The following is a 24,221-nucleotide window of genomic DNA, read 5'->3' as shown; positions in this document are numbered from 1 at the left end:
GCATGCGTATCGCCATCGGCGGCTTCCTGCACGAGAGCCACTCCTTCGCCCCCATCGCGACGGGCTGGCGGGACTTCGCCGAACCCGGCGGTTGGCCCGCGCCGATGCGGCCGGCCACGCTGCTCGACGGTCTCCGCACCACCGGCGTCCCCGCCGCCGGCGCCATCGCGGCCGCCGAGCGCAGCGGCATCGCGGTCGCGCCCCTTTCCTGGGCCTTCGCCAACCCGGCCGGGCCGGTCACCGCCGAGGCCTTTGAGCGCGTCGCTGCCTGGATCGTTTCCGACCTGATCGAGGCCCTGGCACAGGGCCCCCTCGACGGCGTCTATCTCGACCTGCACGGCGCCATGGTCGCCGAGGCCTTCCCGGACGCGGAGGGCGAGCTGCTGCGCCGCGTGCGCGCCGTCGCCGGGCCGGACATGCCGCTTGTCTGCAGCCTCGATCCCCACTGCAACCTCACGGCCGGGATGGTGGAGCGCGCCGATGCGCTCTCGCCGTTCCGCACCTACCCGCATGTGGACATGAAGCAGGCGGGCGCCCGCGCGCTGCGCCTGCTGGTCGAGCGTGCCCGCCGCGGCCGCCCTTTCGCCCGTGCCTTCCGCCAGGTGGATTTCCTCCTGCCCATCACCAGCCAATGCACGCTGGTCCCCCCTATGAGCGAGGTCTTCGCCGAGCGCGAGCGCATCGCCACGCGACACGGAGTCGCGGAGCTCGCCTTCTGCTTCGGCTTTCCCTACGCCGACTTCCCGGGCTGCGGCATGGCCATCGCCGCCTATGCGGCCGAGCAACCCGCGGCGGACGCCGCGGCCGACGAGTTCCTTGCCCTTCTGAACCGCAGGGAACGCGACTTTGCCGGCGAGATCCTCCCCGCCGACCGCGCGGTCGCGGAGGCGATGAAGGTGAAGGCTGCGCGCCCCGTCATCCTCGCGGACACGCAGGACAATCCCGGCGGTGGCGGCCACGGCGACACCACCGGCCTCCTGGCAGAACTCGTGCGGCAGAAGGCGAATAAGGCCGTGCTCGGCTCCATCAACGACGCCGAGAGCGCGCGCGCGTGCCACAAGGCGGGGGAGGGGGCGACCGTCTCGCTCCGCCTCGGCGGCAAGAGCGACGGCGCGCCGCTGGATGTCAGCGCGCGGGTGCTACGCCTCTCCAACGGGCGCTTCACCTGCACGGGCGCCATGGCCGGCGGCAACCCCGCTGATCTCGGACCCTCCGCGCTCATCTCCATCGGCGGGGTGCGGGCGATCGTGACGAGCCGCAAGATGCAGGCGTACGACCTCGCCCTTTTCCGCCATCTCGGCGTGGAACCGGCGCAGGAAGCCATCGTGGCGGTGAAGTCCAGTGTCCATTTCCGAGCCGATTTCGGCCCGATCGCCGAGCGCGTGCTCGTCGTCGCCGCGCCCGGCCCCGTGGTGGCCGATCCCGCGACGCTGCCCTTCCGCAACCTTCGCCCCGGCCTGCGCCTTCGTCCTGGCGCCAACGAGGCGACGAGGTAGGGCGATGTTCAGTCACGTGATGGTCGGCGCGCGCGACGTGGAGGCGATGGCGCGCTTCTACGACGCGGTGCTCATTCCTCTCGGGCTCGAACGGGGACCGGACTCGGCCGGCGGCCCGCGCGGTGTCTGCTGGCGCGCGCCCGGCCAGCGCCATCCGACCTTCGACGTGCAGGAACCCTTCGACGGCCGGCCTCCCTCGCCGGGCAACGGCTGCATGGTCGCCTTCATGGCGCCGAGCCGAGAGGCGGTGGACGCGGCCCACGCCGCCGCCCTCGCCCATGGCGGCACGGACGAGGGCGCTCCCGGCCCACGCCCGCGCTATGCCCCCGACTACTACGGCGCCTACATGCGCGACCCCGAGGGCAACAAGCTCCACGTTGTCCATCGCGGCGGATGAGCATTGCCGTCACGCGGGTGGGCGCCCTGCCGCCCGGCTTCTCCCAGCTTCGAGAAACAGCGATGGCGGAGGGCTGGAAGATGCTGCGGGTGCTGGAGGAGGACTGGCGCAGCGGCGCCATGCGCTTCGACGCGCCGGGAGAGGCGCTCTTCGCCGCTTGGCAGGACGGCGCGCTGGCGGGGATGGGCGGCCTGACCGTCGACCCCTATGCCGAGGACGCCTCGACAGGCCGCGTCCGCCGTCTCTACGTCGCTTCCGCGCACCGGGGGAGGGGATTAGGGCGCGCCTTGGTGGAGGCGATCGTGGAGGCGGCGCGGGGGCACGGATTCCATTCCGTGCGGGTCCGTGCCCCGGCGGCGGCGGGGCGCTTCTACGAGGCCTGCGGTTTCCTGCCGGCCGTCCTGCGCTCCGCCACTCATGTGCGGCCGCTCTGACGAACGGCGGCGCGAGTCACATGGCGGCGGCGGTCCTCGCCAGCGTTTGCACGGCCTCCCGCGCGGTCTCCAGGTCCTTGCCGGTCGCGGCCACGGCGCGGTTCCAGCCGTGCACGCTGTCCTGCAGCTTCGCCGTCGTGTCGCGCAGCACATACAGGTTCTCGCGGAAGGCGTTCACGGCCACGCGCTGCTCCTCCTGCGCCAGGGCGAGAAGCCGGAGCGCGGCTTGGAGCCGCTCCTGCGGGCTGCGGGTGAGGGGAAGGATCTCGGCCATTCGCTACGGGCTCCTGAAGCGTTAGTGAGGCCTTAACGCCTTTCCTCCCCGTCTCGTATCTTCAAACATCGTTAACCATTTTCACTTCTTGCATCAAAAATGGAACGGGCCGCGAGGTCACCCTCGCGGCCCGTACCGATCGGCCTGAAGCGCAGCTAGCGCATCTCCGTCCGCGCCACTGCCTGCCCTGCGGAGGACTGGGCGGAAACCGCACCCAGCACCGCCGACGTCTGTCGCGCCGGCATGGCCGCCACCAGCGCCATCGACACCGCCGCGAGGTAGGGGACCGACTGCACCAGCAGGATCACGGTCCAGAGGATCGCCTCCCACGTGCCGCCGCGATGGGCGAGGGTGATGCCGGCGGCCGCGAGCCAGAGGAGCAGCATCACCATTCCCTCCTGCCGCGCCGTCATCAGTCCCTGCACCAGGGCGGGCGCGTTCTCCATCTTCGGCGTGCGGGCGAAGTGCGCGCGCCGCTTGAAGAAGCCCTGCCACACCGCCTTGCCGATCGTGTGCGTCAGCGCCAGGCCGCCCAGCGCCGCGCCGAGCCGGTCCCAAGGCCCGCAGGCGACCCGGGCGCGGTAGAGCGTCCAGATCTGCGCGAGCTTGAAGGCGAAGAGGCCGAGGCTCGGGATCATGAAGAGGGTGATCGGGAACTCGTCGGACAGCCCGGCGGCGACGAGCGCGGTCCGCAGCCCCTCGGTCTGCAGGTGCATCCCGAAGAGGTCGAAGGACGGGTAGAGCCGCGTCAGGGGGATCAGCACCAGGCCGACCGACCACACGAGGCCGCCGAGCACGAAGGCCAGCCCCAGCGCATCGCCCAGCCAGGGCATCCAGCCCATGACGAAGTGGAAGCGCTGGCCCTGGGTGAGGCTGCGGTTGAAGGGGTTGAGCAGCGCGCGCCAGTGGCCCTTCACGATCTGCACCGCGCCGAAGGCCCAGCGGTGGCGCTGCTTGCGATAGGCCGAGAAGTCATCGGGCATCACGCCGCGGCCCATCGAGTCCGGGCAGTAGACCGCCTCCCAGCCCCGCCGCATCAGGCGAAGGCCGAGCTCGCTGTCCTCGCAGATGCACCACTCCGCCCAGGCCTTGCCCTCCACCGCGGCGCCAACCAGCGCGGACTTGCGGATGAGGGTCATCGTGCCGTGCTGGATGATGGCATTGCGCTCGTTGCGCGTGACCATCCCCGCCTTGAAGAACCCGGCATACTCCCAGAACATCAGCCGCTTGAAGAGGCCGCCATGCGCGTCGCGGTAGTCCTGCGGCGACTGGGTGAAGCCGACCTCGGGGCGGTTGAAGAACGGCACCATCCGGCGCAGCCAGTCCGGTCGCACGGTGTAGTCGCTGTCGAGCACGCCGATCACGGCGGCGTCCGGCGCCGTCTCGCGCAGGGCGAAGTTCAGCGCCCCCGCCTTGAACCCGGGCCACTTGCCAAGGTGGAAGAAGCGGAAGCGGGCGCCGAGCCGCGCGCAGTGCTCGGCCACCGGCTCCCAGAGCGCCGGGTCGGTGGTGTTGTTGTCCACCACCAGCACCTCAAAGTCGGGGTAGTCGAGGGCGGCGAGGGCATCGAGCGTCTCCCGGACCATCGCGGGCGGCTCGTTGCAGATCGGCAGGTGGATCGAGACCTTGGGCAGCGGGGTGCCCTCGGGCGCGGGCACCGGCGCCCACTGGCGCTTGCTCACGCGGCCCCAGACGGTCTCAGCCAGCTCGAAGCCGTCCGAGAGCAGGATCGCCAGCAGCAGCACCTGCCCCGCGACCAGCAGGCTCCAGACCACGCCCGCGGTCGTCGACATGTAGGTCTCGCTCATCGCCAGCACGACGCAGGTGCCGAGCGCCACGAACCCCTGCGACAGAGCCGCGAGCATCAGCTTGCCCTGCCAGCGGATGTCGGGCCGGCGGGAGAGGAAGAAGAAGGCCGAGAGGAAGGCCGCGAAGCTCGCGCCCAGCGCCCAGCCGAGCCAGGCCGGCGTCTCCTGCACGGGGCCCGTCAGCGGCCACTTCTGCGCGCGGTCGAGGTCGTACATGCCCCAGTGGCCGGCCGCACGGCCCTCGAAGGAGGTCTTCCAGGGCTGGTCGAAGGCCTCCATCACGAAGTACTCGAGGCCGCGGGCCTCGGCGATGTTGAAGAAGCTGCGCATGAACAGCGCCTGGTTCACGCGGCTCGCGCGGGCGGCGCCCTGCGCCACGCCGTCGGAGGGCCAGCCGACCTCGCCGATGACCACGCGCTTGCCGGGGAAGCGCGCCCGCACGGCGTCGTACTTCTCCATGATGAAGCGCAGCGCGTTATCGACCGGCAGCCCCTCCCAGTAAGGCAGCAGGTGGATGGTGATGTAGTCCACCGCGTTGCCGAGCTCGGGGTGGTCCATCCAGACGTGCCAGGGCTCGGCGGTGGAGACGGGCTGGCGCACCTGGCGCCGTACCTGCTCGATGTAGCCGACCATCTGCGCGGGGGTCACGTCGCCGCGCAGCACGGCCTCGTTGCCGACCAGCACGCGCTCGACGTTGCGGCTCTCGCGCGCCACCTGCACGAGGCGGCGGATCTCGGCGGCGTTGCGGTCCAGCCGCCGGTCCAGCCAGGAGCCGAGCGTCACCCGCATGTCGGGATAGGCGGCGCGCGCGATCTCCGGGATCCGCTCCATCCCGCCGTGGACGGCGTAGGTCCGGATGTGGCGCGTCATGCCCGAGACACGGCGGATGTCGCCCTCGATCTGGTCGGGCGTGGGCCAGTTCGTGCCCTCGGCGCTCTGGCCGCGCTGATAGGGGGCGAAGGCGAGGCCGTTCACCTGGCCCCGGAAGTCAGGCATCGAGACCGGGCGGTTCATCGCCCACCAGGCGCCAAGATGCGCGAGGGCAACGACCAGCAGGATCGCGAGGGTGACGCGGTGCCGCCCGAGGCGCCCCGCCACGGAGGACGGCGGGGGACGCGAACCGGACAGCATGGGTTCGGGGTTGTTGGAAGGGCGCGGGGCGGCGAGCGCGTTCATCGCGTGCAGGGCTCCGGCGCGGCGCCCCCGTCCACCACCCGGCCGATCCGGGCGACATGGAGCGGGAGAGACCTGCGCTCACCCTGATGAAGCGTTCCGGCTGAGGCGCCGGTCCGGCCCAATCGCGGCAATATTGCGGCGCAGCGTGATGATGTTGCGCAGTGTAAAACAAAGGCAGGGGACGACCGCCGGGGGCCTTGGGTGTTATCTCCCCGATCGGCCGTCCAGCCTCCCATGCTCAGCGAAGGAACCCAACCCCCATCATGTCGGCGCTCCTCGAAATCGGCATCGTCCTCCTCCTGGTGCTGCTGAACGGCGTCTTCTCCATGAGCGAGCTGGCGATCGTCTCCGCGCGGCGCGCCCGGCTGACGGCGCTCGAGCGCGCCGGCTCACCCGGGGCCACCGTCGCGATGGAGCTGGCGGACGACCCGCAGCGCTTCCTGCCGACGGTTCAGGTGGGCATCACCCTTATCGGCGTCGTGGCCGGCACCTTCGGCGGCGCGCGGCTTTCCGCCACCCTCGGCCCGGTGCTGGACGCCATCCCGGGCGTCGCCCCCTATGGCACCGAGGTGGCGCTTGTTCTCGTCGTCGTGCTCATCACCTATCTCTCCCTTATCCTGGGGGAGCTGGTGCCGAAGCAGCTCGCGCTCCGCCACCCCGAGCGGATCGCGGCGCTGGTCGCACGCCCCATGTCCAAGCTGTCCCGCATCTCGGCGCCGGTGGTCTGGGTGCTGTCTTCCTCCTCGAACCTCGTGCTGCGCCTGCTGGGCGCCAACCACCCAATCGAGCAGTCCGTGACGGAAGAGGAGGTGAAGGCCGTGGTGGCCGAGGGCGCCCAGGCCGGTGCGCTGGAGACGGAGGAGCGCCACATGATCGAGCGCGTCCTCCGCCTGGCCGACAAGCCCATCCGCGCCCTGATGACGCCGCGTCCCGAGATCGTCTGGCTCGACCGCGCCGCGACGCCGGAGGAGGTCTCGGAGAAGCTGAAGGGCGAGACCGTCAACCGCTTCATCGTGGCGGACGGGCGGGTGGACAACGTGGTCGGGGTCGTCGCAGCCAAGGACCTGCTGGACCAGGTCCTCTCCGGCACCCCCCTTTCGGTCGCGGCGGCCCTGCGCCGGCCCATGGTGCTGCCCGACAACCTGTCGGCGCTCGACGCGCTGGAGCGCATCCGCCAGGACCCGCTCGGCCTCGCGCTCGTGATGGACGAGTACGGTTCCTTCGAGGGCGTCGTCACCGCCTCCGACCTGCTCGAAGCCATCGTCGGCGAGCTCGGTGCGCCTGCCAGCCTGCCCTCCGCCGGTCCCGCGGTGGAGCGCCACGACGGCAGCCTGCTGCTGGACGGGATGATGCCGAGCGACGAGCTGAAAGCACGCCTCGACCTGCCGGTGCTGCCGCAGCCTGGCACCTACCACACGGTGGCGGGCCTCATGCTCGCGCTGCTCCGCCGCGTGCCGAAGGAGGGGGACCGCATCGTCTTCGGCGGCTGGCGTTTTGAGATCGTGGACATGGACGGGCGCCGCGTGGACAAGATCCTCGTCGCCAAGGACGAGCCCGTCTCCGCCTGAGGGTGCTCAGCCGATGAGGCGCGCGCTTCCGGAGACCCGGACGGAGGCGCCCCGCTCCGCCGGGATAGCGGCGTGAAGCAGGCAGGGCACCCCCATATCCTCACCCTGCCGGATCTCGATGCGCCCGCCATGCGGCCAGCCAAGGTCCCGGAGCAGACCGCCGAGCGCCGCGGCGGCAGCGCCGGTCGCCGGGTCCTCGGCCACGCCGCCGACCGCGAAGGCGTTGCGGGCGTGAAAGAGGGAAGGCCCTTCGGCCCGCACCAGCGCGACCGTCGCCAGACCCGCCGCCGCCATCATCGCGGCGCCCCGGGCAAGGTCGTAGCGCATGGCCACGAGCGCCGACCGCTCCCGCAGCGCGAGGACGAGGTGGCGCGCGCCGGCTTCGGCGAGCGAGGGCGGGATGCGCGGGTCCAGCGCCCCCGGCTCGATCCCGAAGAGCTCCAGCGCCTCCGCCAGCAGTGCCGGTGGCGCCGCCCCGCTGCGTGTCGGCGGCGACTGCAGGGCGGCGCGCAGACCGCCCTCCCGCCATCCCTCCACCGTGATCGCCCCTTCGTTCAGACGCAGGGCGTAGCAGCCGTGGCCGTGCCGCAGCGCCAGCGCCGCGCCGAGCGCGATGGTCGCGTGGCCGCAGAAGGGCACCTCGATCGCCGGCGCGAAGTAGCGCACGCGCCACCCGTCGCCCTCGGGCGCGGCAAAGGCGGTCTCGGAATAGCCGACCTCCGCGGCCAGCGCCTGCATCGCTGCCTCCTCGGGCAGGGAGTCCGTGATCACCACCCCCGCCGGGTTGCCCCCGGTGTTGCCGACCGAGAAGGCGGCGATCCGCTGTACCCGGCCGAGGTCCATGATGCCCGCTACGCCCCGGCCGCGCCGGCCGTCTTGATGATGGGCGCGACGAACTGCGGCTCGGTATCCCAGGGAAAAAGGATCCAGGTGTCCTGGCTCACCTCGGTGATGAAGCTGTCCACCAGCGGGCGCCCAGCGGGCTTGGCGTAGATCGTGGCGAAATGCGCCTCGGGCAGCATGGCGCGCACCACCTTGGCCGTGGTCCCGGTGTCCACGAGGTCGTCCAGGACCAGCCAGCCGGCCCCTGTGCCCGCGGCCGCTGGCGGCTTCACGACGCGCGGCTTGCCCATTTCCTCCTCGTCATAGGTAACGACGGAGACGCTCTCGATCAGCCGGCAGTCCAGCTCCCGCGCGACGATGGCCGCGGGGATGAGGCCACCGCGGGTGATGGCGACGATGCCCCTGAAGCCGCCCTCCACCGGGCCCTTGCCCACCAGGCGCCAGGCCAGCGCCTTGGCGTCGCGGTGAAGCTGGTCCCAGGTTACGGTGTAGTAGCGAGGCATGGTCGCAGTCCTCTCGGAGCGGCTTGTCGGGATAAGGGGGCGGAGAGGGGCTCAGAACATCCGCGCGCCGTTGGGAACGGCCTGGTCGGGACGCAGCAGCACCACCGCGCCCTCCTCGTCCGGCACGCCCAGCACCAGCACCTCGCTCGAGAAGCCGGCGATGCGGCGGGGGGCGAAGTTCACCACCGCCATCACCTGCCGCCCCACCAGCGCCTCCGGCGTGTAGTGAACCGTGATCTGGGCGGAGGAGCGGCGGAGGCCGATCCCCTCGCCGAAATCGATCACGAGCTGGATCGCGGGCTTGCGCGCCTCCGGGAAGGGCCGCGCCTCCACCACCGTGCCGGCACGGATCTCGATGCGCTCGAACTCGGCGAAGGTGGCGGGGGTGGCGGGCGTCTCCATCCGCCGCGCATAGCGGAGGGCGCGGCGGGCTGGAAGAGGGGGCGGCGATCCGCTCTAAACTGGGGTGCGCCGGCCTCGCGGGCCCGGCCGGCGCATCCCGCCGGCGGCCCGCGCCCAGTACCGCACCCAGTACCGCACCAGGGATTGCATGCCCGAACCCACCCGTGAGCCGCCCGGCGCCGCCTTCCGCGCCCTGCCGAAATCCATCGCCACTGTCTGCCTATCCGGCAGCCTGCCGGACAAGCTGGAGGCCGCGGCCTCCGCGGGCTTCGCGGGGGTGGAGATCTTCGAGCAGGATCTGTTGACCCATGACGGCCCGCCCGAAGGGGTCCGCGCCATGGCGGCCGACCTCGGGATTGGCATCACCATCTTCCAGCCCTTTCGCGACTTCGAGGCGATGCCCGAGCCGCAGAGGCGGCGGAACATGGACCGGGCCGAGCGGAAGTTCGACCTCATGCAGGCCCTCGGCACCGATCTCGTCCTCGTTTGCAGCAACACCCAGCCCGCCGCCCTCGACGACCCCGCCCGGGCCGCCGCCGACCTACGAGAGATGGCCGAGCGCGCTGCCGGCCGAGGCCTCCGCGTCGGCTATGAAGCACTCTCCTGGGGCCGGCACGTCAACCGCTGGCGCCAGGCATGGGACATCGTGCAGCGCGCGGACCACCCGGCCCTCGGCCTCATCCTCGACAGCTTCCACACCCTGGCGCTGGGAGACACGCTGGACGGCCTCGCCGCCGAAGTGCCGGGGGAGCGCATCGCCTTCGTGCAGCTCGCCGACGCGCCGCGGCTGACGATGGACGTGCTCGGCTGGTCCCGCCACTTCCGCAATTTCCCCGGCCAGGGGGAACTGGCGGTCGCCGGCTTCACCCGTGCCGTGCTGGAGGCGGGCTACACCGGTCCCCTCTCGCTCGAGGTGTTCAATGACGAGTTCCGCGCCGCGCCAGCCCGGCGCATCGCGCGCGATGGCCATCGCTCCCTCATCTGGCTTGATTCCGTCATCGCCGGCCCCTCCGTTCCCGCCGCGCCCCTCCCGCCGCCGCCCGCCCTGGGTGGCGTCGAGTTCCTCGAATTCGCCGTGGACGAGCGGCGCGGCGTGGAGCTCGCGGCCTTCCTCTCCACCCTCGGCTTCCGCAAGGCCGGCCAGCACCGCTCCAAAGCCGTGGAGCTCTGGCGCCAGGGCGGCGTGAACCTCGTGCTGAACGCCGAGCCCGACAGCGCCGCGGCCGGCCATTTCGAGCTGCACGGCGCCTCGGTCTGCGCGACGGCACTCCGGGTGGACGACGCCACCCGCACTCTTTCCCGGGCCGAGGCCCTTCTCTGCTCCACCTGGCGGGAACGGGTGGGGGAGGGGGAGCGCACCATCCCCGCCGTCCGCGCACCGGACGGCACACTCATCTACCTGGTCGAGCCCGGCGCGCGCAGCATCTGGGAAAGCGACTTCCACCTCCTCCCCGGCGAATCCGCCCGGCCCGCCCTGGAGGGGGTGGACCACGTCGCTCACGCCCTCAGCGGCGGCCAGATGGACGGCTTTGTCCTCTTTCACCGCGCCGTCTTCGGGCTGGAGCCGGGGGCGCCGCTCGACCTGCCGGACCCGCAGGGCCTCGTCCGCAGCCGCGCGATGGCGGACCCCGCCGGCCGCGTCAGGATGCCGCTCAACGTGTCGGAAAGCCGGCAGACGGCCACTGGGCGCTTCGTCTCGGCCATCGCGGGAGCGGGGGTGCACCACGTCGCCTTCTCCACCACGGACGCCGCAGCCTTCGTTGCCGGCCGGGCAGCGCCGATGCTGGAGATCCCCGCCAACTACTACGAGGACCTCGGTGCCCGGTTCGGCCTTGGCGATGAGGAGTTGGAAGCACTGGAGCGCGGTCATCTCCTATACGACGGAGACGGGCAGGGGGGCGCCTTCCTCCACGCCTACACCGTCTCCTTCGAGGACCGCTTCTTCTTCGAGGTGGTGGAGCGCCGCGGCGGCTACGACGGCTACGGGGCGGCCAATGCCGGCGTCCGCATGGCCGCCCAGGCCCGGGCACGTCCCTGGATGCCCCCAGGCAGTTGAAGGAGGCGGGCTTTCCTGCCCGCACAAGCCGGCGTATCCCGGTCGGGCGCGGCCGGACCGTCACGGGACGGGAGGGCCGCGGAACCAGCAGCCGTTCTCCCCGGCCCAGGGCCTTCGGGGGGCGGACCTGCCGACGACAATGGGGGGCTCTGTCCAGCCAATGCGCGACCTTCACCTTCCCGGGCGCAGCCCGGCCATGGCCCTCAACGCGATGGCCGCGACCTCCATGCCCGTCGCGACCCTCGCGGCCCTCGACACGATGCGCGCCGGCGGCAACGCCCTCGACGCGGCGATCGCCGCCTGCGCGGTCCTCGGCGTGGTGGAGCCCCAGTCCACAGGCATCGGCGGCGACTGCTTCTGCCTCTATGCCCCGGCCTCCGGCGGCGTAATCGCGATCAACGGCTCCGGCCGGGCCCCTGCGGGCGCGACGCCCGAGCGCCTGCGGGCCGACGGGCTGACCGCCATGGTCAACACCTCCGCCCATTCCGTCACCGTCCCCGGCGCGGTCTCCGCCTGGGAGACGCTGAACAAGGCCCACGGCAAGCTCAGCATGGAGAGGATTCTCCAGCCCGCCATCGGCTTCGCCGAACAGGGCTTCGCCGTCTCCTCCCGCGTCTCCGCGGATTGGGAGGACAGCGTGGAGAAGCTCTCGAAGAACCCGGCCTCCAGCCGGCGCTTCCTGAAGGACGGCCGCGCCTACGCCTTCGGCGACCGCTTCGTCCAGCCCGAGCTCGGCAAGACGCTGCGCGCCATCGGCAAGGACGGCGCCCGCGCCTTCTACACCGGCCCCATCGCGGCCGACATGGTGCGCGCCCTCCGCGAGGCCGGCGGCAGCCACACTGAGGAGGACTTCGCCGAGGGCCTGAACGGCGCCAACTTCGTGGACCCGATCTCCCGCAAGTGGCGGGGAATGGAGGTCTTCCAGTGCCCGCCCAACGGCTCAGGCCTGCTGGTCCTCATGCTGCTCGGCATTCTCGACGGCTTCCCCGACCCGGGCGGCCCGTTGACCGCCACGCGCCTGCACCGGCACCTCGAGGCCGCGCGCCTCGTCTACCGCGACCGCGACGCTTTCCTCGCCGATCCCTCCCAGGTCGAGGTGCCGCTCGCAAAGCTCCTGTCGGACGACTACCTCAACAAGCTCCGCGGCATGATCAGCGACGACAAGGCGATGGTGGAGCTGCCGCCGCCCGGCGACGTGGACTGGCAGAAGCACAAGGACACCGTCTACCTCACGGTCGTCGACAAGGACGGGAACGCCTGCTCCTTCATCAACTCGCTCTTCGAGGGCTTCGGCTCGGGCATCCTCGCCGAGGGCTGCGGCGTCATGCTGCAGAACCGCGGCTTCGGGTTCCGGCTCCAGGAAGGCCACCCGAACTGCATCGCGCCGCGCAAGCGCCCGATGCACACGATCATCCCTGGCATGGTGATGAAGGACGGCCAGGCGATCATGCCCTACGGCGTCATGGGCGGGCACTTCCAGCCGATGGGGCAGAGCTGGTTCCTGACGAACCACTTCCAGTTCGGCATGGACGTGCAGGAGGCGCTGGACCTGACCCGCGTCTTCCCGAGCGTCGGCGCCAACCACCGCGACGTCGAGATCGAGACCGGCCTGCCGGAGGCGCTGAAGGGCCAGCTCGCCGCCCTTGGCCATCAGCCGAAGCTCATCAAGAAGCCGCATGGCGGCGGCCAGGCGATCCTCATCGACCGTGATCGCGGCGTGCTGATCGGCGGCTCCGACCCGCGCAAGGACGGTTGCGCGATGGGCTACTAGCCCGATCCGGGCCGCGCCCCGGCGCGGCCCACCCTGCTGATTGATCCGCCGACGGGATGTGCCGATGACCGAGCCCTGCGACCTCACCGCCCTCGAAGCCCGGAGGCTGATCGGGACGAAGCGCCTCTCCCCGGTGGAGTTGCTCGATTCCTGCCTCGCGCGCATCGCCGCGGTGAACCCCGCGATCAACGCGGTGGTCGCCATGGACGAGCCCCGCGCCCGGGCCGACGCGAAGGCGGCTGAGGCGGCCGTGATGCGCGGCGACAAGCTCGGTCTTCTCCATGGCCTGCCCATCGGCATCAAGGACCTTGAGGAGACGGAGGGGCTGGTCACGACCTTCGGCAGCCCGCTTTTCAAGGACCACGTGCCGAAGGCCGATCTCGGCTCTGTCGCCCGCATCCGGGCGGCGGGCGCCATCATCACGGCCAAGACCAACACGCCCGAATTCGGCGCCGGCGCCAACACGCGCAATGCCGTCTACGGCGCGACGGGCAACCCGCACGACCCCACACGCTCCGCCGCCGGTTCCTCGGGCGGCTCGGGCGCGGCTCTGGCGGCGGGGATGTTCGCGATCTGCTCAGGATCCGACACAGGCGGCTCCCTCCGCAACCCCGCGGCCTTCAACGGCATCGTCGGCTTCCGGCCCAGCCCCGGCCTGGTCTCCAGCGAGCGCCGGCTGCTCGGCTGGCAGAACCTGCCGGTGCTCGGGCCGATGGCGCGCAACGTGCCCGATGCGGCTCTGCTGGTGGGGGCCATGGCCGGCGACGACGCGCGCGATCCGCTCTCCTACACGCTGCCCGGCCAGCCCGTGCGCGGCGTGGCCGACATGTGGACGCCGCTGCGGCCGATCGACCTCTCCTCGCTCCGCGTCGCCGCGACGGAGGATTTCGGCGTCGCGCTCGTCGAGAACACGGTGCGCGAGGCCTTCCGCGCCCGCGTCGCCTCCCTCACGCCCCTCTTCGCGCGTATCGAGCAGGCCACCCCGGACTGCGCCGGCGCGGACGAGGCCTTCGAGATCCTGCGCGCGCTCAACTTCGTCGCGGCCCACGCGAAAAAAGTGGCCGAAACGCCGGAGCTGGTCGGGCCCAACGTGCGCGCGAACGTGGCGGAAGGCCTCGGCTACTCGGCGGCGGACGTCGCGCGCGGCGGCATCCTCCAGACACAGCTCTACCTCCGCTGGCAGGAGTTCTTCGCGGCCGGCAACGACCTGATCGTGACGCCCGCCATCACCATCTCGCCCCGGCCCTGGTCGGAGCTCTTCCCGGCCGAGATCGATGGGCAGAAGACCCGCACCTACTTCCACTGGCTGGCGATGGCTTACATCGTGACCCTTACCGGCCATCCCGCCATCTCCATCCCCCTCGGCCGGGACGCCAAGGGCATGCCCTTCGGCCTGCAGATCGTCGGGCCGCGCGGAGGGGACGCCCTGGTGCTTCGCGCGGCCGCCGCGATCGAAGCGGCGGTGGTCGGCGACGCCGAACTCGCGCGGCCGGTGCCGGACATCGCGGCGCTGGCGAAGGCGCCGCCCATCTCCTCCATGCCGGGCTTCCTCGGCTTCGACTGAGGTTCGGGCCGGTAACCGGCGGGCGCAGGTTGCCCGTCGGCCGCTACCAGCGGCGATAGCCGTAATGCGGGTAGTAGCCGTAGCCGTAATAGGGCCGCGGCGCGTAGTAGGGTGCGGGCGCGTAATAGGTCGGCCCCGAGGCGATCGCCGCCCCGGCCGCCGCGCCAACGCCCGCGCCGAGCAGCGCGGCCCCTGCCACGTTCGGCTCCCCATAGGGCGCGTAGTAGCAACCGCCGAGGAGGAGCCCGGCCAGGGCGAGCACCGCGAAGCGCGCCTTCATCACCAACCCCTTCCGTATCCCTGAGCATAGGGCCGGCCGCCGTAATAGCCGCGGCCGTGTCCGCCATAGGAACCGTAGCCCCCACGGTCGGGTTGCCGGTAGTGCTGCTTCCCGTGGCCGCCGGAAGAGGCCGCGAGCAGCCCGGCCGCCAGGCCGACGCCGGCCCCGAGCGCGAGAGTGCTGCCCCAGTCCGTGGAGCCGTCGGGGTTCTGGCACCCCGCCGTCGTCAGCGCGGCGGCGAGGGCGAGGGCGGGGAGAAAGCGAACCTTCATCTGGCGGGACCTCCGATGCCGCCAGATATCGGCTCCCTCCATGTCACCCGCGCGGCGAAGCCGGGGCAGGCCGCGGCGGGATCGGGGTCATTTCATGGCAGGCCTGGCCGCCGCATCAGCCCTTGGGCCCCGAGAAGGCGTTGAAGGTCTGCAACGTGTAGGTATCCTTCACCCCGGCGACCCCCTGCACCCGTTCCACCACGAAGAGGCCGATGTCCTGCTCGGGCTCCAGGTAGAACTTGCCCAGCAGGTCGTACTGCCCGCTGGTGGAGTGCATCTCCGACAGCTCGGGGATCGTGTCCGCCATCTCCCGCGCCACGCGGTAGGCGGCCCCCATCTCGCACTTGATCATCACGAAAATCGCTTTCATGCGCCGTCCGCTCCGGTTCGGCCCGCACCATGCCTCCGCGGCCGCGCCCTTCCAAGCGGGAGCGGCAGGCACGGAACCTGCATCGCCCGCTCGGCCGTCAGGCACGCAAGTGACCCGATTGCGGAAGACCGCGGATGCCCACCGGAAGGAAGGGGCGCCGGGGGTCCGGCGGGGGAAGGCCGCCGCAAGTCCGCATGACCATCGCCGCCCGCACCCCCACGCGGCATTCCGACGTCCCCGGCACCCCCGGGGCGCTGTAGAGGTGCACTTCATGCGTCACTCCACTCGGCGGGGCCTGCTCGGTGCCTCGCTCGCCAGCCCGATGGTGCTCGGGGCAGGATCGCTCCACGCCCAGCCGCTGACGCCCATCCGCTTCATCCTCGATTGGAAAGCGCAGGGGCCGCACGCCTGGTACTACCTGGCCCAGTCCCGAGGTTATTTCCGCGAGGCCGGGCTCGACGTGACGATTGACCAGGGCGAGGGCTCCGCCGCCGCGGTCACCCGCGTCATGTCCGGCGCCTATGACGTCGGCTTCGGCGACATCAACGCCGTCATCCAGAACGCGGCGCAGCGGCCGGGCGAGCAGCCCGTGGTGGTCTATCTCGTCTACAACCGTGCGCCCTACGCCATCATCTCCCGCGCGGATGGCCCGGTGCGCGCGCTGAAGGACCTGGAGGGCCGGCAGGTCGGCGCGCCCGCGGGCTCGGCCACCGCCCGCATGTTTCCGGCGCTCGCCGCGCGGAACGGGGTGGACCCTTCCAAGGTCGGCATGGCGGCCATTGCGCCGAACCTCGTGGAGCAGATGCTCGTGCAGGGGCAGGTGGACGCCATCGCCCAGTTCTCGGGCACCAGCTACATGAACTTCATCGGCATGGGCCGCGACCCCGAGCGCGACTTCCGCTGGTTCTTCTACAGCGACATGGGCCTCGACCAGTACTCGAACGGCGTGCTCGTGAGCCAGGCGCTGCTGCGGAGCAAGCCCGAGGCCGTCCGCGGCCTCGTCACGGCCATCAACCGCGCGATCGGGGAGGTGGCGGCCAGCCCCGACGCCGGCATCGCCGAACTCAAGCGCGTGGAGCCGCTGACCGAGCCGGGCATCGAGCGGCAGCGCCTGCTCTACATGCTGCGCGCGCAGATGACGACGCCCGAGACCGCCGCGCTCGGCCTCGGCGACCTCGACGACAAGCGGCTGGAGGGCGCCATCGGCACCGTCGTGCAAACCTACTCGCTGCCGCGCACCCCGGGCGTGCGGGAGGTCTTCGTGCGCGATTTCCTTCCCCCGCGCGAGGCGCGCATCCTGCCGGCGCTGGGCTGAGGGGCCGCGACATGACCGAGCACGAGCGGATGATGGCGCTCGCCATCGAGCAGGCGCGCCACGGCGCGAGCCTCGGCGAGCAGCCCTTCGGCGCGCTGGTGGCGCGGGAGGGGGAGGTGGTCGCCAAGACCTGGAGCAAGAAGGTCGGCCTCTGCGACGCGACCGCCCATTCCGAGACGCTGGCGGTCGGCCTGGCCTGCCGCGCCCTCGGCCGGCGGGAGCTGCCGGACTGCACCTTCTACGCCACCTGCGAGCCCTGCCCGATGTGCCTCGGCGCTATCCTCAACGGGGGCTTCAAGCGGCTCGTCCTGGGCGCCCGCAATGAGGACGTGAAGCGGCTGGCGAAGAAAGCCTTCAACTTCAAGGGCTACACCGTCGAGAGCTTTGCCGAGAACGTCGGCTGGGACCTCGAGGTGATCGACGGCGTGCTGACCGAGGAATGCGTCGCCCTCTACACCTCCTCCGCGGTCGAGCTGACGCGGTAGGGGCCCGTCTGGCGGCGCGCCCGCTCCGGACGTAGTCTCCGCCCCCCGGGCCGCAGGGCCCGGGAGAGGGGGAGACGGACAATGGACGACGGCGCGGCGGCACGGCAGGAGATCACGCGGGCGAGGACGGGAGGCCAGCTCCTGGCCGATGCGCTGGTCGCCCAGGGCGTCACCCACGCCTTCTCGGTGCCCGGAGAGTCCTTCCTCGATCTGCTGGACGGTCTCTACGAGGTGCGGGACCGCGTGGAACTGGTCACCTGCCGCTTCGAGGCCGGCGCCGTCCACATGGCCGAGGCCCATGGCAAGCTGACCGGCCGCCCCGGCGTCGCCATCGTCACCCGCGGCCCCGGCGCCTGCCATGCGAGCATCGGCGTGCATGTGGCGATGCAGGACAGCACGCCGCTCGTGCTGATCGTCGGCCAGATCCCCTTCGCCGAGACCGACCGCGACACCTTCCAGGAGGTGGACTACCGCCGGATGTTCTCCCCGCTCGCGAAGTGGGTGACCCAGATCGACGATGCGGCCCGCATTCCCGAGCTGATGGCGCGTGCCTTCGACGTGGCCCGCAGCGGCCGCCCCGGCCCGGTCGTCGTCGCCATTTCGGAGGAAATGCAGAAGAGCGTTGTGGAGGTGCCGGATGTCGGCCCCGCGCCCACCCTGCCGGCCGCCCCGGCGTCGGGCGCCATCCCCCAGTTGCTTTCCCTGTTGGACGGTGCCCAGCGCCCCGTCCTCGTGCTCGGCGGCAGCGGCTGGTCGGAGGAGGGCAGGGCCGCCATCCGCGGCTTCGCCCTCGCCCATGACCTGCCGGTCGCCGTCGGCTTCCGCCGCCTCGGCCTCTTCGACGGCACCTCGCCAAACTTCGCGGGCGACCTCGGCGTCGGGTCGGATGCCGGCCTCGTCGCGCGGGTGAAGGAGTCGGACCTCGTCATCGCCGTCGGCAGCCGGCTCGGCGAGGCGACCAGCCAGGGCTACACCCTGTTTCCGGCGGGGCAGACGAGCCCGATTGTGCAGGTCCACCCGGACCCGGCCGAGATCGGCCGCGTCTTCCGCCCGCTGCTCGGCATCACCGCCGACCTCAACGCCTTCGCCCTCGCGCTGCGGGATGCCGCTCCGGGCAAGCCGCGGCCTTGGGGCGACTGGACCCGCCGCCTGCGCGCGGGCCGCGAGGCGAGCGTCGTGGCGCCTGACTACGAGGGCCCGCTGAACCTCGCCCGCGCCCTGCAGGCGCTGGAGGCGGAGCTGCCGCCGGACGCGATCTTCACCACCGACGCCGGCAACTTCGCGACCTGGCCGCAGCGCTTCATGTCCGTGCGCGAGGGGCAGGACTTCCTCGGCCCCACCAATGGCGCGATGGGCTATTCCGTGCCCTCGGGCATCGGCGCGGCCATCACCTTCCGCGACCGCCAGGTGGTCAGCTTCGTGGGCGACGGCGGCTTCCTGATGACCGGTCAGGAGATCGCGACCGCCTTCCACGCCGGCGTCACGCCCATCGTCATCGTCGTGAACAATGGCCAGTACGGCACGATCCGCATGTACCAGGAGCGCGCCTATCCCGGCCGCGTCTCCGGCACGCAGCTCACCAACCCCGACTTCGCGAAATTCATCGAGGCCTTCGGCGGCCACGGCGAGATCGTGACCGCGACCGACGAGCTGGTTCCGGCCTTTCGCCGCGCGCGGGAGAGCGGCAAGCCCGCGGTGATCGAGGTACGGATGAGCGCGGAGCAGATCACCAACCGCCAGACGGTGACGCAGATCCGCGCCGCCGCCGCGAAGCGCTAACTGCGGGCGCGCGCCAGGATGCGCTCCGCGCGCATCCTGACGGGCGCGTCGATCATCGCCCCGTCCACCTTCACCGCACCGTCGCCCTCGCTCGCGAGCACGCGGCGCGCCCAGGCTACCTCCTCCTCGCCCGGGGCGAAGCCGCGCAGCGCGGGCGCGACCTGGCGCGGGTGGATGAGGAGCTTGCCGCCGAAGCCGAGTTCCGCCGCGTGGCGGGCATCGGCTTCGGTCAACGCCTCGTCCCCGATCGCGGCGGTCACGCCGTCGAGCGGCGCGGGCAGGCCCGCGAGACGCGAGGCGAGCACGAGTTCCGACCGCGCCGTCAGCAGCGCCTCCCGCGTGTGGGCACAGCCGAGATCGGCGGCGTAGTCCATGGAGCCGAAGGCGAGGCGCCCGGCCGCCCGCGCCAGTTCCCGCGTCCCGGCAAGGCCACGGGCGGACTCCACCAGCGCGACCACCACGCCCTCGTCCGGCAGCAGCGCGCGCAGCGTCGCCAGCGCTGCCGGGTCTTCGGCCTTAGGCAGGATGACTCCAGCGAGCGCTGCGCCGGACAGGGCGGCCAGATCCTCCGCGTGCCAGGGTGTGCCCGCCGCGTTCACGCGCACGAAGACGGGCAGGGCGAGTGACGCGGTGGCGGCCGCTCGCCGCGCAGCCTCTTTCCGCTCCGGCGCAACCGCGTCCTCAAGGTCAATGATGACCGCATCCGCGCCGGAAGACGCAGCCTTCTCGAAGCGCTCCGGGCGGTCGCCGGGAACGAAGAGCGGGACGATGGGGGCGCCGTTCATGCCGCGAATTCCTCCTTTATGCGTGCCGTGTGCTCGCCGAGCGCGGGCACGGGGCCGAGGTCGCGCGCCCCGTCGCTGAACAACGCGGCCGGCGCCGCCGCGCGCACGGGGCCGCCCGGGGTCTCCAGCACCACGCGGCGCAACGCCGGGTGCCGCGCGAGGCCGGCCAGGTCGTTCACGAAGCCGAAGGCGGTGCGCGCCGCGCGAAGCCGCGATGCCGCCTCTTCGCGCGTCAGCGCGGCGAAATGCCGGGCGATGTGCCCGTCCACCATCACCCGGTTCGCCACGCGCTCCACGTTGCTGCGGAAGCCCTCACGTGCCGGCAGGACGGGCTCGCCAAGGAAGGCTGCGCAGAAGGACGCCCATTCCCGCTCGTTCTGGATCGAGATGAGCACCTGTGCACCGTCCGCCGTCCCGAAGGCGCCGTAGGGACAGATCGAGGGATGGGCGAGGCCGACGCGCTCGGGCGCGCGCCCGGTGCCCTCGAAGTAGAGGAGCGGCACGTTCATCCAGTCCGCCATGCCGTCGAAGAGGGAGACGGCGATGCCCTTGCCGCGGCCGGTGATCCCTCGCTCGATCAGCGCCTCCAGCACGGCCGCGTGGGCGTTCATCCCGCAGGCGATGTCGCAGACGGAAACGCCGACGCGTCCCGGTCCTTCCGGCCGTCCCGTCACGCCGCAGAGCCCGCTCTCCGCCTGCACCAGCAGGTCGTAGGCCTTCATGTCGGCGTATTCGCCGCTCTCGCCGTAGCCGGAGATATCCACGGTGATCAGGCGCGGATGCGCCGCGCGCAGCGCCGAGCTGCCGAAGCCCGCGCGGGCCGCGGCGCCGGGCGCGAGGTTCTGGATGAACACATCCGCGCGCGCCACCATGCGACGCAGCAGCGCGAGGTCCGCCTCCGCCTTGATGTCGAGGACGACGCTTTCCTTCCCGCGGTTCAGCCAGACGAAGTAGCTCGAAAGCCCGGCGGCGGCGGCGTCGTAGCCACGCGCGAAGTCCCCCTCCGCGCGTTCGATCTTGATTACCCGCGCGCCCGCATCCGCCAGCCGCCCCGCGCAGAGCGGTGCGGCGACCGCCTGTTCCATCGAAACGACCAGCAAGCCCGCGAGCGGCTTCGATCCGGACATCAGAAGCTGCGGGGCATGCCGAGGATGTGCTCGGCGACATAGGAGAGGATCAGGTTCGTGCTGATCGGCGCCACCTGGTAGAGCCGTGTCTCGCGGAACTTGCGCTCCACGTCGTACTCATGCGCGAAGCCGAAGCCGCCGTGGAACTGCAGGCAGGCATTCGCCGCCTCCCAGGACGCCTTGGCCGCGAGGTATTTCGCCATGTTCGCCTGCGCGCCGCAGGGCTGGTTCGCGTCGAAGAGGCGGCAGGCCTCGAAGCGCATGAGGTTGGCGGCCTCGATCTCGATGTAGCTCTCGGCAATGGGGAACTGCACGCCCTGGTTCTGGCCGATGGGCCGGCCAAAGACGGTGCGCTCCTTCACATAGGGCACGACCTTGTCGATGAACCAGTAGCCGTCGCCGATGCACTCGGCCGCGATCAGCGTGCGCTCGGCGTTCAGTCCGTCGAGGATGTATTTGAACCCGCGCCCCTCCTCGCCGATGAGGTTCTCGGCCGGAATTTCCAGGTTGTCGAAAAAGATCTCGTTCGTCTCGTGGTTCACCATGTTGTCGATCGGGCGCACGGTCATGCCGTTTCCGATCGCGTCGCGCAGGTCCACGAGGAAGATCGACATTCCCTCGGACTTCTTCTTTACCTCCGCCAGCGGCGTCGTCCGCGCGAGCAGGATCATCAGCTCCGAGTGCTGGACGCGCGAGATCCAGACCTTCTGCCCGTTCACCACGTAGCGGTCGCCCTGGCGCACCGCGGTGGTCTTGATCTTCGTCGTGTCCGTGCCCGTGGTCGGCTCCGTCACGCCCATGGACTGCAACCTCAGCTCGCCGCTCGCGATGCTCGGCAGGTAACGTGCCTTCTGCTCGGCCGAGCCGTGCCGCAGCAACGTGCCCATGTTGTACATCTGGCCGTGGCAGGCGCCCGAATTGCCGCCGGAGCGGTTGATCTCCTCCATGATGATGGAGGCCTCCGCCAGCCCGAGCCCGGAGCCGCCATATTCCTCGGGGATCAGGGCCGCCAGCCAGCCCGCCTTGGTCAGCGCCTCCACGAAGGCGTCGGGATAGCCGCGCTCGGCGTCGATCTTGCGGTGATACTCCGCAGGGAACTCGGCGCAGAGCGCCCGCACCGCCTCGCGAAGCTCGCCGTGGACGTCGCTCGCTGCCTGCATGGGCGTTTTCCTCCCTGGCCCCCCGTCGCGCGGCGGGCACCTCCCCTCATGCAGCCCTTCCGGCCGCCTTGGAAGGGGCAGGGCCGCTCAGCCCGCCAGCGGAAGCCGCTCGGCGATCAGGAAGGGCTCACCAGGCGCGGCCTGGGTGAAGAGGCACAGCTCCGTGACCCGGCGCGGCCGGGCCGCCGCCTCAGCGAGCATCTCCTCCGCCGCGGGCCGCACCAGGGCTGCTTGCTCGGGCGTCAGCCGGTGCGTCAGCGTCACGTGGAAGCGCCAATCGGTGAAGACATGCGGGTAGCCCCAGCGCTGCAGGTTCTCCCGCTCCTCCGGCCGGAGCCGTTCCGGGCGGCGGCGGGCGATCTCAGCCGCGTCGGGCGGGCGGCGGTGACCGTCCAGCCGCTCCACGAGGGCATCGGCCAGGGCGTGCAGGGCGGGGCAGGGGATGGATTCACGCAGGGCGAGGAAGCCGTCCAGCGAAGCGATCGCCAGCGGCGGCAGCTCGAAGGGCGCCGTTCCCGCCGCCAGCGCGGCCGCGTCGGCCTGCAGCGAGGCGTAGCTGCCGGTCAGGTGGAAGGGCGGCTTCAGCGTCGCGTGCAGCCCGTAGCGGCGGGGATCGGCGGTCAGCGCCGCGAGGTCAATGCTGGGAATCGCGGGCTGAGGCAGGCTGGCGCCCGTCTCCGCGTCCCGTCCCAGCCAGGCGCTGCCCAGCCGGTGCAGCGGGTCGTCCACGGCCGGCGCCCAGTAGAGGGCGACGCGGGCCAGCGCCTCCACGCCCATCATGCGATCCGCGCCCCTCCGCGCCACACGGCCTCGACGATCGGCGTGTCCCCGAAGACGCGCAGGCGGACGAGGTCCGCCCGTAGCCCGGGCTCGATCCGTCCCCGGTCCTCCAGCCCCAGCGCGCGCGCCGGGTTGGCCGAGACCGTCGCGACCGCCGCCGGCAGGTCCATCCCGCCCTCGGATGCCAGCCGCCAGGCCGCCTCGATCATCGCAGGCGGCACGTAATCGGAGGCGATGATGTCCACCAGCCCCTCCCGCGCCAGCTCGGCGGCCGAGACGTTGCCGGAATGGCTGCCGCCGCGGACAAGGTTCGGCGCGCCGGCGATAATCGCCATTCCCTGCTCCCGCGCCGCGCGCGCCGCCTCGAGGTTCACCGGGAACTCGCTGATCGCGATTCCGTCGGCGGCGTTGCGGGCAACGATGGCCGGATCCCAGTCGTCATGGGTGGCCAGCGGCACGTCGCGTCCGGCGAAGAAGCCGAGCAGGCGCCGCCGATTCGGCTCGGACCATTCCGCCCGCTGCGCCGTCAGCTCCGCGATTCGCCGCTCCACCGCCTCGGGCGAGGCGCCGCCCTTCACCCGCATGGCGCGGTAGCGGTCGGCGTCGGCGTACTGGCCGACTCCTGGGGTGTGGTCCATCAGGCTCACCATCCGCAGAAACGGATGGGCGTGGTATTCCTCCAGCATCGGCAGCATGTCGGTGGCGGGCAGCTCACAGCGCAGGTGCAGCAGGTGCTCGGATTTGAGCACCCCGGCCGCCGTCAGCGCCGCGAGGTCGCGCACCCCATCCCTGGCGGTCTGCATCCGGCTCTCGTCGAATCCGAGATCGCCCAGGCAGAGCGCGTCCAGCACCGTGGTCACCCCGGCCACGGCCACCTGCGAATCATGGGCCAGGAAGGCGGAAACAGAGGGCCAGCGCGCCATGCTCCGCGGCAGCACCTGGCGCTCAAGGTTGTCCGTGTGGACATCGACAACGCCGGGGATGAGGTAGTCGCCGCCCAGGTCCTCGGCGCCCGGCGCCGCGCTGCGCCCGGGCGAGACCTCGGCCACCAGGCCGCCGCGCAACACCACCGTGCCGTCCAGAACGCGGTCCGGCAGCACCAGCCGCGCGTTGGTCAGGATCGTCTCGTTGTTCATGCGTCCCTTCTGCCCGAGCGCGGCGGCGGGGCAAGCCCCCGCGGGCGGCTCCGGGGCACGGTTCACGAAACCGCAAAACAGAGAAGGGGGACGCGCCGGCCGGCGCATCCCCCTTTCCGCAATGGCTCCCCGAGTTGGACTCGAACCAACGACCTAGCGATTAACAGTCGCGTGCTCTACCAGCTGAGCTATCGGGGATCAGGCCCGCGATCTCTTGCGGGGCGCGCCGGATACCGCGCCTTCTCTTCCGCCGCAAGGGGGGTTGGGAAAGCGATGGAGGCCCGAGCGGGAATCGAACCCACATTCACGGATTTGCAGTCCGTTGCATCACCATTCTGCCATCGGGCCGGCACGCCCGGCCGATATCGCCCCCATCGGCCGCCGGGTCAACCCGGCTCTCCGGCTTGGCGAAGACGCAGGGGCGAACGCTCCCTGACCGC

The 24,221-nt window shown here is 71.5% G+C and carries 23 protein-coding genes and 2 tRNA genes; 10 read left to right on the top strand and 15 right to left on the bottom strand.

Going from position 1 to position 24,221, the window contains the following annotated elements; all coding sequences use genetic code 11:
- Positions 1-2 precede the first annotated feature (2 nt).
- The 3 genes from BO39_RS19310 to BO39_RS19300 are packed head-to-tail and all read left to right on the top strand — an operon-like array spanning position 3 to position 2,327.
- On the top strand, positions 3-1,496 hold the full coding sequence (locus BO39_RS19310; RefSeq protein ID WP_043836483.1) for a M81 family metallopeptidase: 1,494 nt from the start codon (positions 3-5) through the stop codon (positions 1,494-1,496).
- Between the two features lie 4 nt (positions 1,497-1,500).
- Positions 1,501-1,893, top strand: coding sequence for a VOC family protein (locus BO39_RS19305; protein ID WP_043836481.1), 393 nt, complete (start codon positions 1,501-1,503; stop codon positions 1,891-1,893).
- Entirely contained in the window at positions 1,890-2,327 is a 438-nt protein-coding gene (locus tag BO39_RS19300) for a GNAT family N-acetyltransferase (RefSeq protein ID WP_043836479.1), read from the top strand. Before BO39_RS19305 ends, BO39_RS19300 begins: the two co-directional genes overlap by 4 nt.
- A 16-nt stretch (positions 2,328-2,343) precedes the next feature.
- Here the strand turns inward: BO39_RS19300 and BO39_RS19295 are convergent, their stop codons facing one another.
- Positions 2,344-2,601, bottom strand: coding sequence for a hypothetical protein (locus BO39_RS19295; protein ID WP_043836477.1), 258 nt, complete (start codon positions 2,599-2,601; stop codon positions 2,344-2,346).
- A 155-nt stretch (positions 2,602-2,756) separates the two neighbouring features.
- Positions 2,757-5,585, bottom strand: a complete 2,829-nt coding sequence (locus tag BO39_RS19290; protein WP_043836475.1) for a glycosyltransferase — start codon at positions 5,583-5,585, stop codon at positions 2,757-2,759.
- Between the two features lie 263 nt (positions 5,586-5,848).
- Between BO39_RS19290 and BO39_RS19285 the strand changes: the two genes are divergently transcribed.
- On the top strand, positions 5,849-7,153 hold the full coding sequence (locus tag BO39_RS19285; RefSeq protein ID WP_043836473.1) for a hemolysin family protein: 1,305 nt from the start codon (positions 5,849-5,851) through the stop codon (positions 7,151-7,153).
- A gap of 6 nt (positions 7,154-7,159) precedes the next feature.
- Here BO39_RS19285 and BO39_RS19280 read toward each other — a convergent pair whose 3' ends face one another.
- Genes BO39_RS19280 through BO39_RS19270 form a run of 3 tightly spaced genes read right to left on the bottom strand, consistent with a single transcriptional unit; the run spans position 7,160 to position 8,901 of the window.
- The gene (locus BO39_RS19280) at positions 7,160-7,996 is read right to left on the bottom strand and encodes a PhzF family phenazine biosynthesis protein (RefSeq protein ID WP_043836471.1); all 837 of its coding nucleotides are present in this window, start codon (positions 7,994-7,996) and stop codon (positions 7,160-7,162) included.
- Between the two features lie 8 nt (positions 7,997-8,004).
- Positions 8,005-8,499 carry a xanthine phosphoribosyltransferase gene (gene gpt / locus BO39_RS19275; protein ID WP_043836469.1) on the bottom strand — a complete coding sequence of 165 codons (495 nt, stop codon included), beginning with the start codon at positions 8,497-8,499 and terminating at the stop codon, positions 8,005-8,007.
- A gap of 51 nt (positions 8,500-8,550) precedes the next feature.
- Complete coding sequence (locus BO39_RS19270; RefSeq protein WP_043836467.1) at positions 8,551-8,901, bottom strand: tRNA-binding protein; 351 nt, start codon at positions 8,899-8,901, stop codon at positions 8,551-8,553.
- 148 nt (positions 8,902-9,049) lie between these two features.
- Here BO39_RS19270 and BO39_RS19265 point away from each other — a divergent pair, with 148 nt between their 5' ends.
- From BO39_RS19265 to BO39_RS19255, 3 genes are all read left to right on the top strand, one after another.
- Entirely contained in the window at positions 9,050-10,957 is a 1,908-nt protein-coding gene (locus BO39_RS19265) for a bifunctional sugar phosphate isomerase/epimerase/4-hydroxyphenylpyruvate dioxygenase family protein (protein ID WP_052402321.1), read from the top strand.
- Positions 10,958-11,117: 160 nt separating this feature from the next.
- A complete protein-coding gene (locus tag BO39_RS19260) occupies positions 11,118-12,728 on the top strand; it encodes a gamma-glutamyltransferase family protein (RefSeq protein WP_043836465.1) in 1,611 nt (536 codons plus the stop codon).
- Between the two features lie 64 nt (positions 12,729-12,792).
- Positions 12,793-14,292 carry an amidase gene (locus BO39_RS19255; protein ID WP_043836463.1) on the top strand — a complete coding sequence of 500 codons (1,500 nt, stop codon included), beginning with the start codon at positions 12,793-12,795 and terminating at the stop codon, positions 14,290-14,292.
- Between the two features lie 43 nt (positions 14,293-14,335).
- Here the strand turns inward: BO39_RS19255 and BO39_RS19250 are convergent, their stop codons facing one another.
- The 3 genes from BO39_RS19250 to BO39_RS19245 form a co-directional block, all read right to left on the bottom strand.
- Complete coding sequence (locus BO39_RS19250) at positions 14,336-14,572, bottom strand: hypothetical protein (RefSeq protein WP_052402320.1); 237 nt, start codon at positions 14,570-14,572, stop codon at positions 14,336-14,338.
- A complete protein-coding gene (locus BO39_RS30205) occupies positions 14,572-14,844 on the bottom strand; it encodes a hypothetical protein (RefSeq protein ID WP_052402319.1) in 273 nt (90 codons plus the stop codon). The genes BO39_RS19250 and BO39_RS30205 overlap by 1 nt, the downstream gene beginning before the upstream one ends.
- A 115-nt stretch (positions 14,845-14,959) precedes the next feature.
- Positions 14,960-15,214, bottom strand: coding sequence for an Lrp/AsnC family transcriptional regulator (locus BO39_RS19245; RefSeq protein ID WP_043836461.1), 255 nt, complete (start codon positions 15,212-15,214; stop codon positions 14,960-14,962).
- 271 nt (positions 15,215-15,485) lie between these two features.
- Here BO39_RS19245 and BO39_RS19240 point away from each other — a divergent pair, with 271 nt between their 5' ends.
- The 3 genes from BO39_RS19240 to BO39_RS19230 all read left to right on the top strand — a co-directional run bounded on the left by BO39_RS19240 (position 15,486) and on the right by BO39_RS19230 (position 18,793).
- A complete protein-coding gene (locus BO39_RS19240; RefSeq protein ID WP_043836459.1) occupies positions 15,486-16,529 on the top strand; it encodes an ABC transporter substrate-binding protein in 1,044 nt (347 codons plus the stop codon).
- Positions 16,530-16,540: 11 nt separating this feature from the next.
- Entirely contained in the window at positions 16,541-17,014 is a 474-nt protein-coding gene (locus tag BO39_RS19235; protein WP_043836457.1) for a nucleoside deaminase, read from the top strand.
- 81 nt (positions 17,015-17,095) lie between these two features.
- The gene (locus BO39_RS19230; protein ID WP_043836455.1) at positions 17,096-18,793 is read left to right on the top strand and encodes a thiamine pyrophosphate-dependent enzyme; all 1,698 of its coding nucleotides are present in this window, start codon (positions 17,096-17,098) and stop codon (positions 18,791-18,793) included.
- Here the strand turns inward: BO39_RS19230 and BO39_RS19225 are convergent.
- The 7 genes from BO39_RS19225 to BO39_RS19195 all read right to left on the bottom strand — a co-directional run bounded on the left by BO39_RS19225 (position 18,790) and on the right by BO39_RS19195 (position 24,129).
- Positions 18,790-19,578, bottom strand: a complete 789-nt coding sequence (locus BO39_RS19225; protein ID WP_043836453.1) for an HpcH/HpaI aldolase/citrate lyase family protein — start codon at positions 19,576-19,578, stop codon at positions 18,790-18,792. The genes BO39_RS19230 and BO39_RS19225 overlap by 4 nt on opposite strands.
- Positions 19,575-20,705, bottom strand: a complete 1,131-nt coding sequence (locus BO39_RS19220; protein WP_043836450.1) for a CaiB/BaiF CoA transferase family protein — start codon at positions 20,703-20,705, stop codon at positions 19,575-19,577. Before BO39_RS19220 ends, BO39_RS19225 begins: the two co-directional genes overlap by 4 nt.
- Positions 20,705-21,865 (bottom strand): acyl-CoA dehydrogenase family protein, encoded by a 1,161-nt coding sequence (locus BO39_RS19215; RefSeq protein WP_043836449.1) that lies wholly within the window; start codon positions 21,863-21,865, stop codon positions 20,705-20,707. The genes BO39_RS19220 and BO39_RS19215 overlap by 1 nt, the downstream gene beginning before the upstream one ends.
- Before the next feature lie 87 nt (positions 21,866-21,952).
- Positions 21,953-22,645 (bottom strand): DUF1045 domain-containing protein, encoded by a 693-nt coding sequence (locus tag BO39_RS19210; RefSeq protein WP_052402318.1) that lies wholly within the window; start codon positions 22,643-22,645, stop codon positions 21,953-21,955.
- Entirely contained in the window at positions 22,642-23,781 is a 1,140-nt protein-coding gene (locus BO39_RS19205; protein WP_043836446.1) for an alpha-D-ribose 1-methylphosphonate 5-triphosphate diphosphatase, read from the bottom strand. The genes BO39_RS19210 and BO39_RS19205 overlap by 4 nt, the downstream gene beginning before the upstream one ends.
- Positions 23,782-23,903: 122 nt before the next feature.
- Positions 23,904-23,979 (bottom strand) — tRNA-Asn (locus BO39_RS19200).
- Positions 23,980-24,055: 76 nt separating this feature from the next.
- A tRNA-Cys gene (locus tag BO39_RS19195) sits at positions 24,056-24,129 on the bottom strand.
- Between the last annotated feature and the right edge of the window lie 92 nt (positions 24,130-24,221).

The sequence above is a fragment of the Roseomonas aerilata DSM 19363 genome, from assembly GCF_000711725.1.
In the GTDB taxonomy this organism is placed as follows: Bacteria; Pseudomonadota; Alphaproteobacteria; order Acetobacterales; family Acetobacteraceae; genus Roseomonas; species Roseomonas aerilata.
Note: the sequence above shows the minus strand (reverse complement) of the source record. Positions and strands in the feature narration are given on the sequence as shown.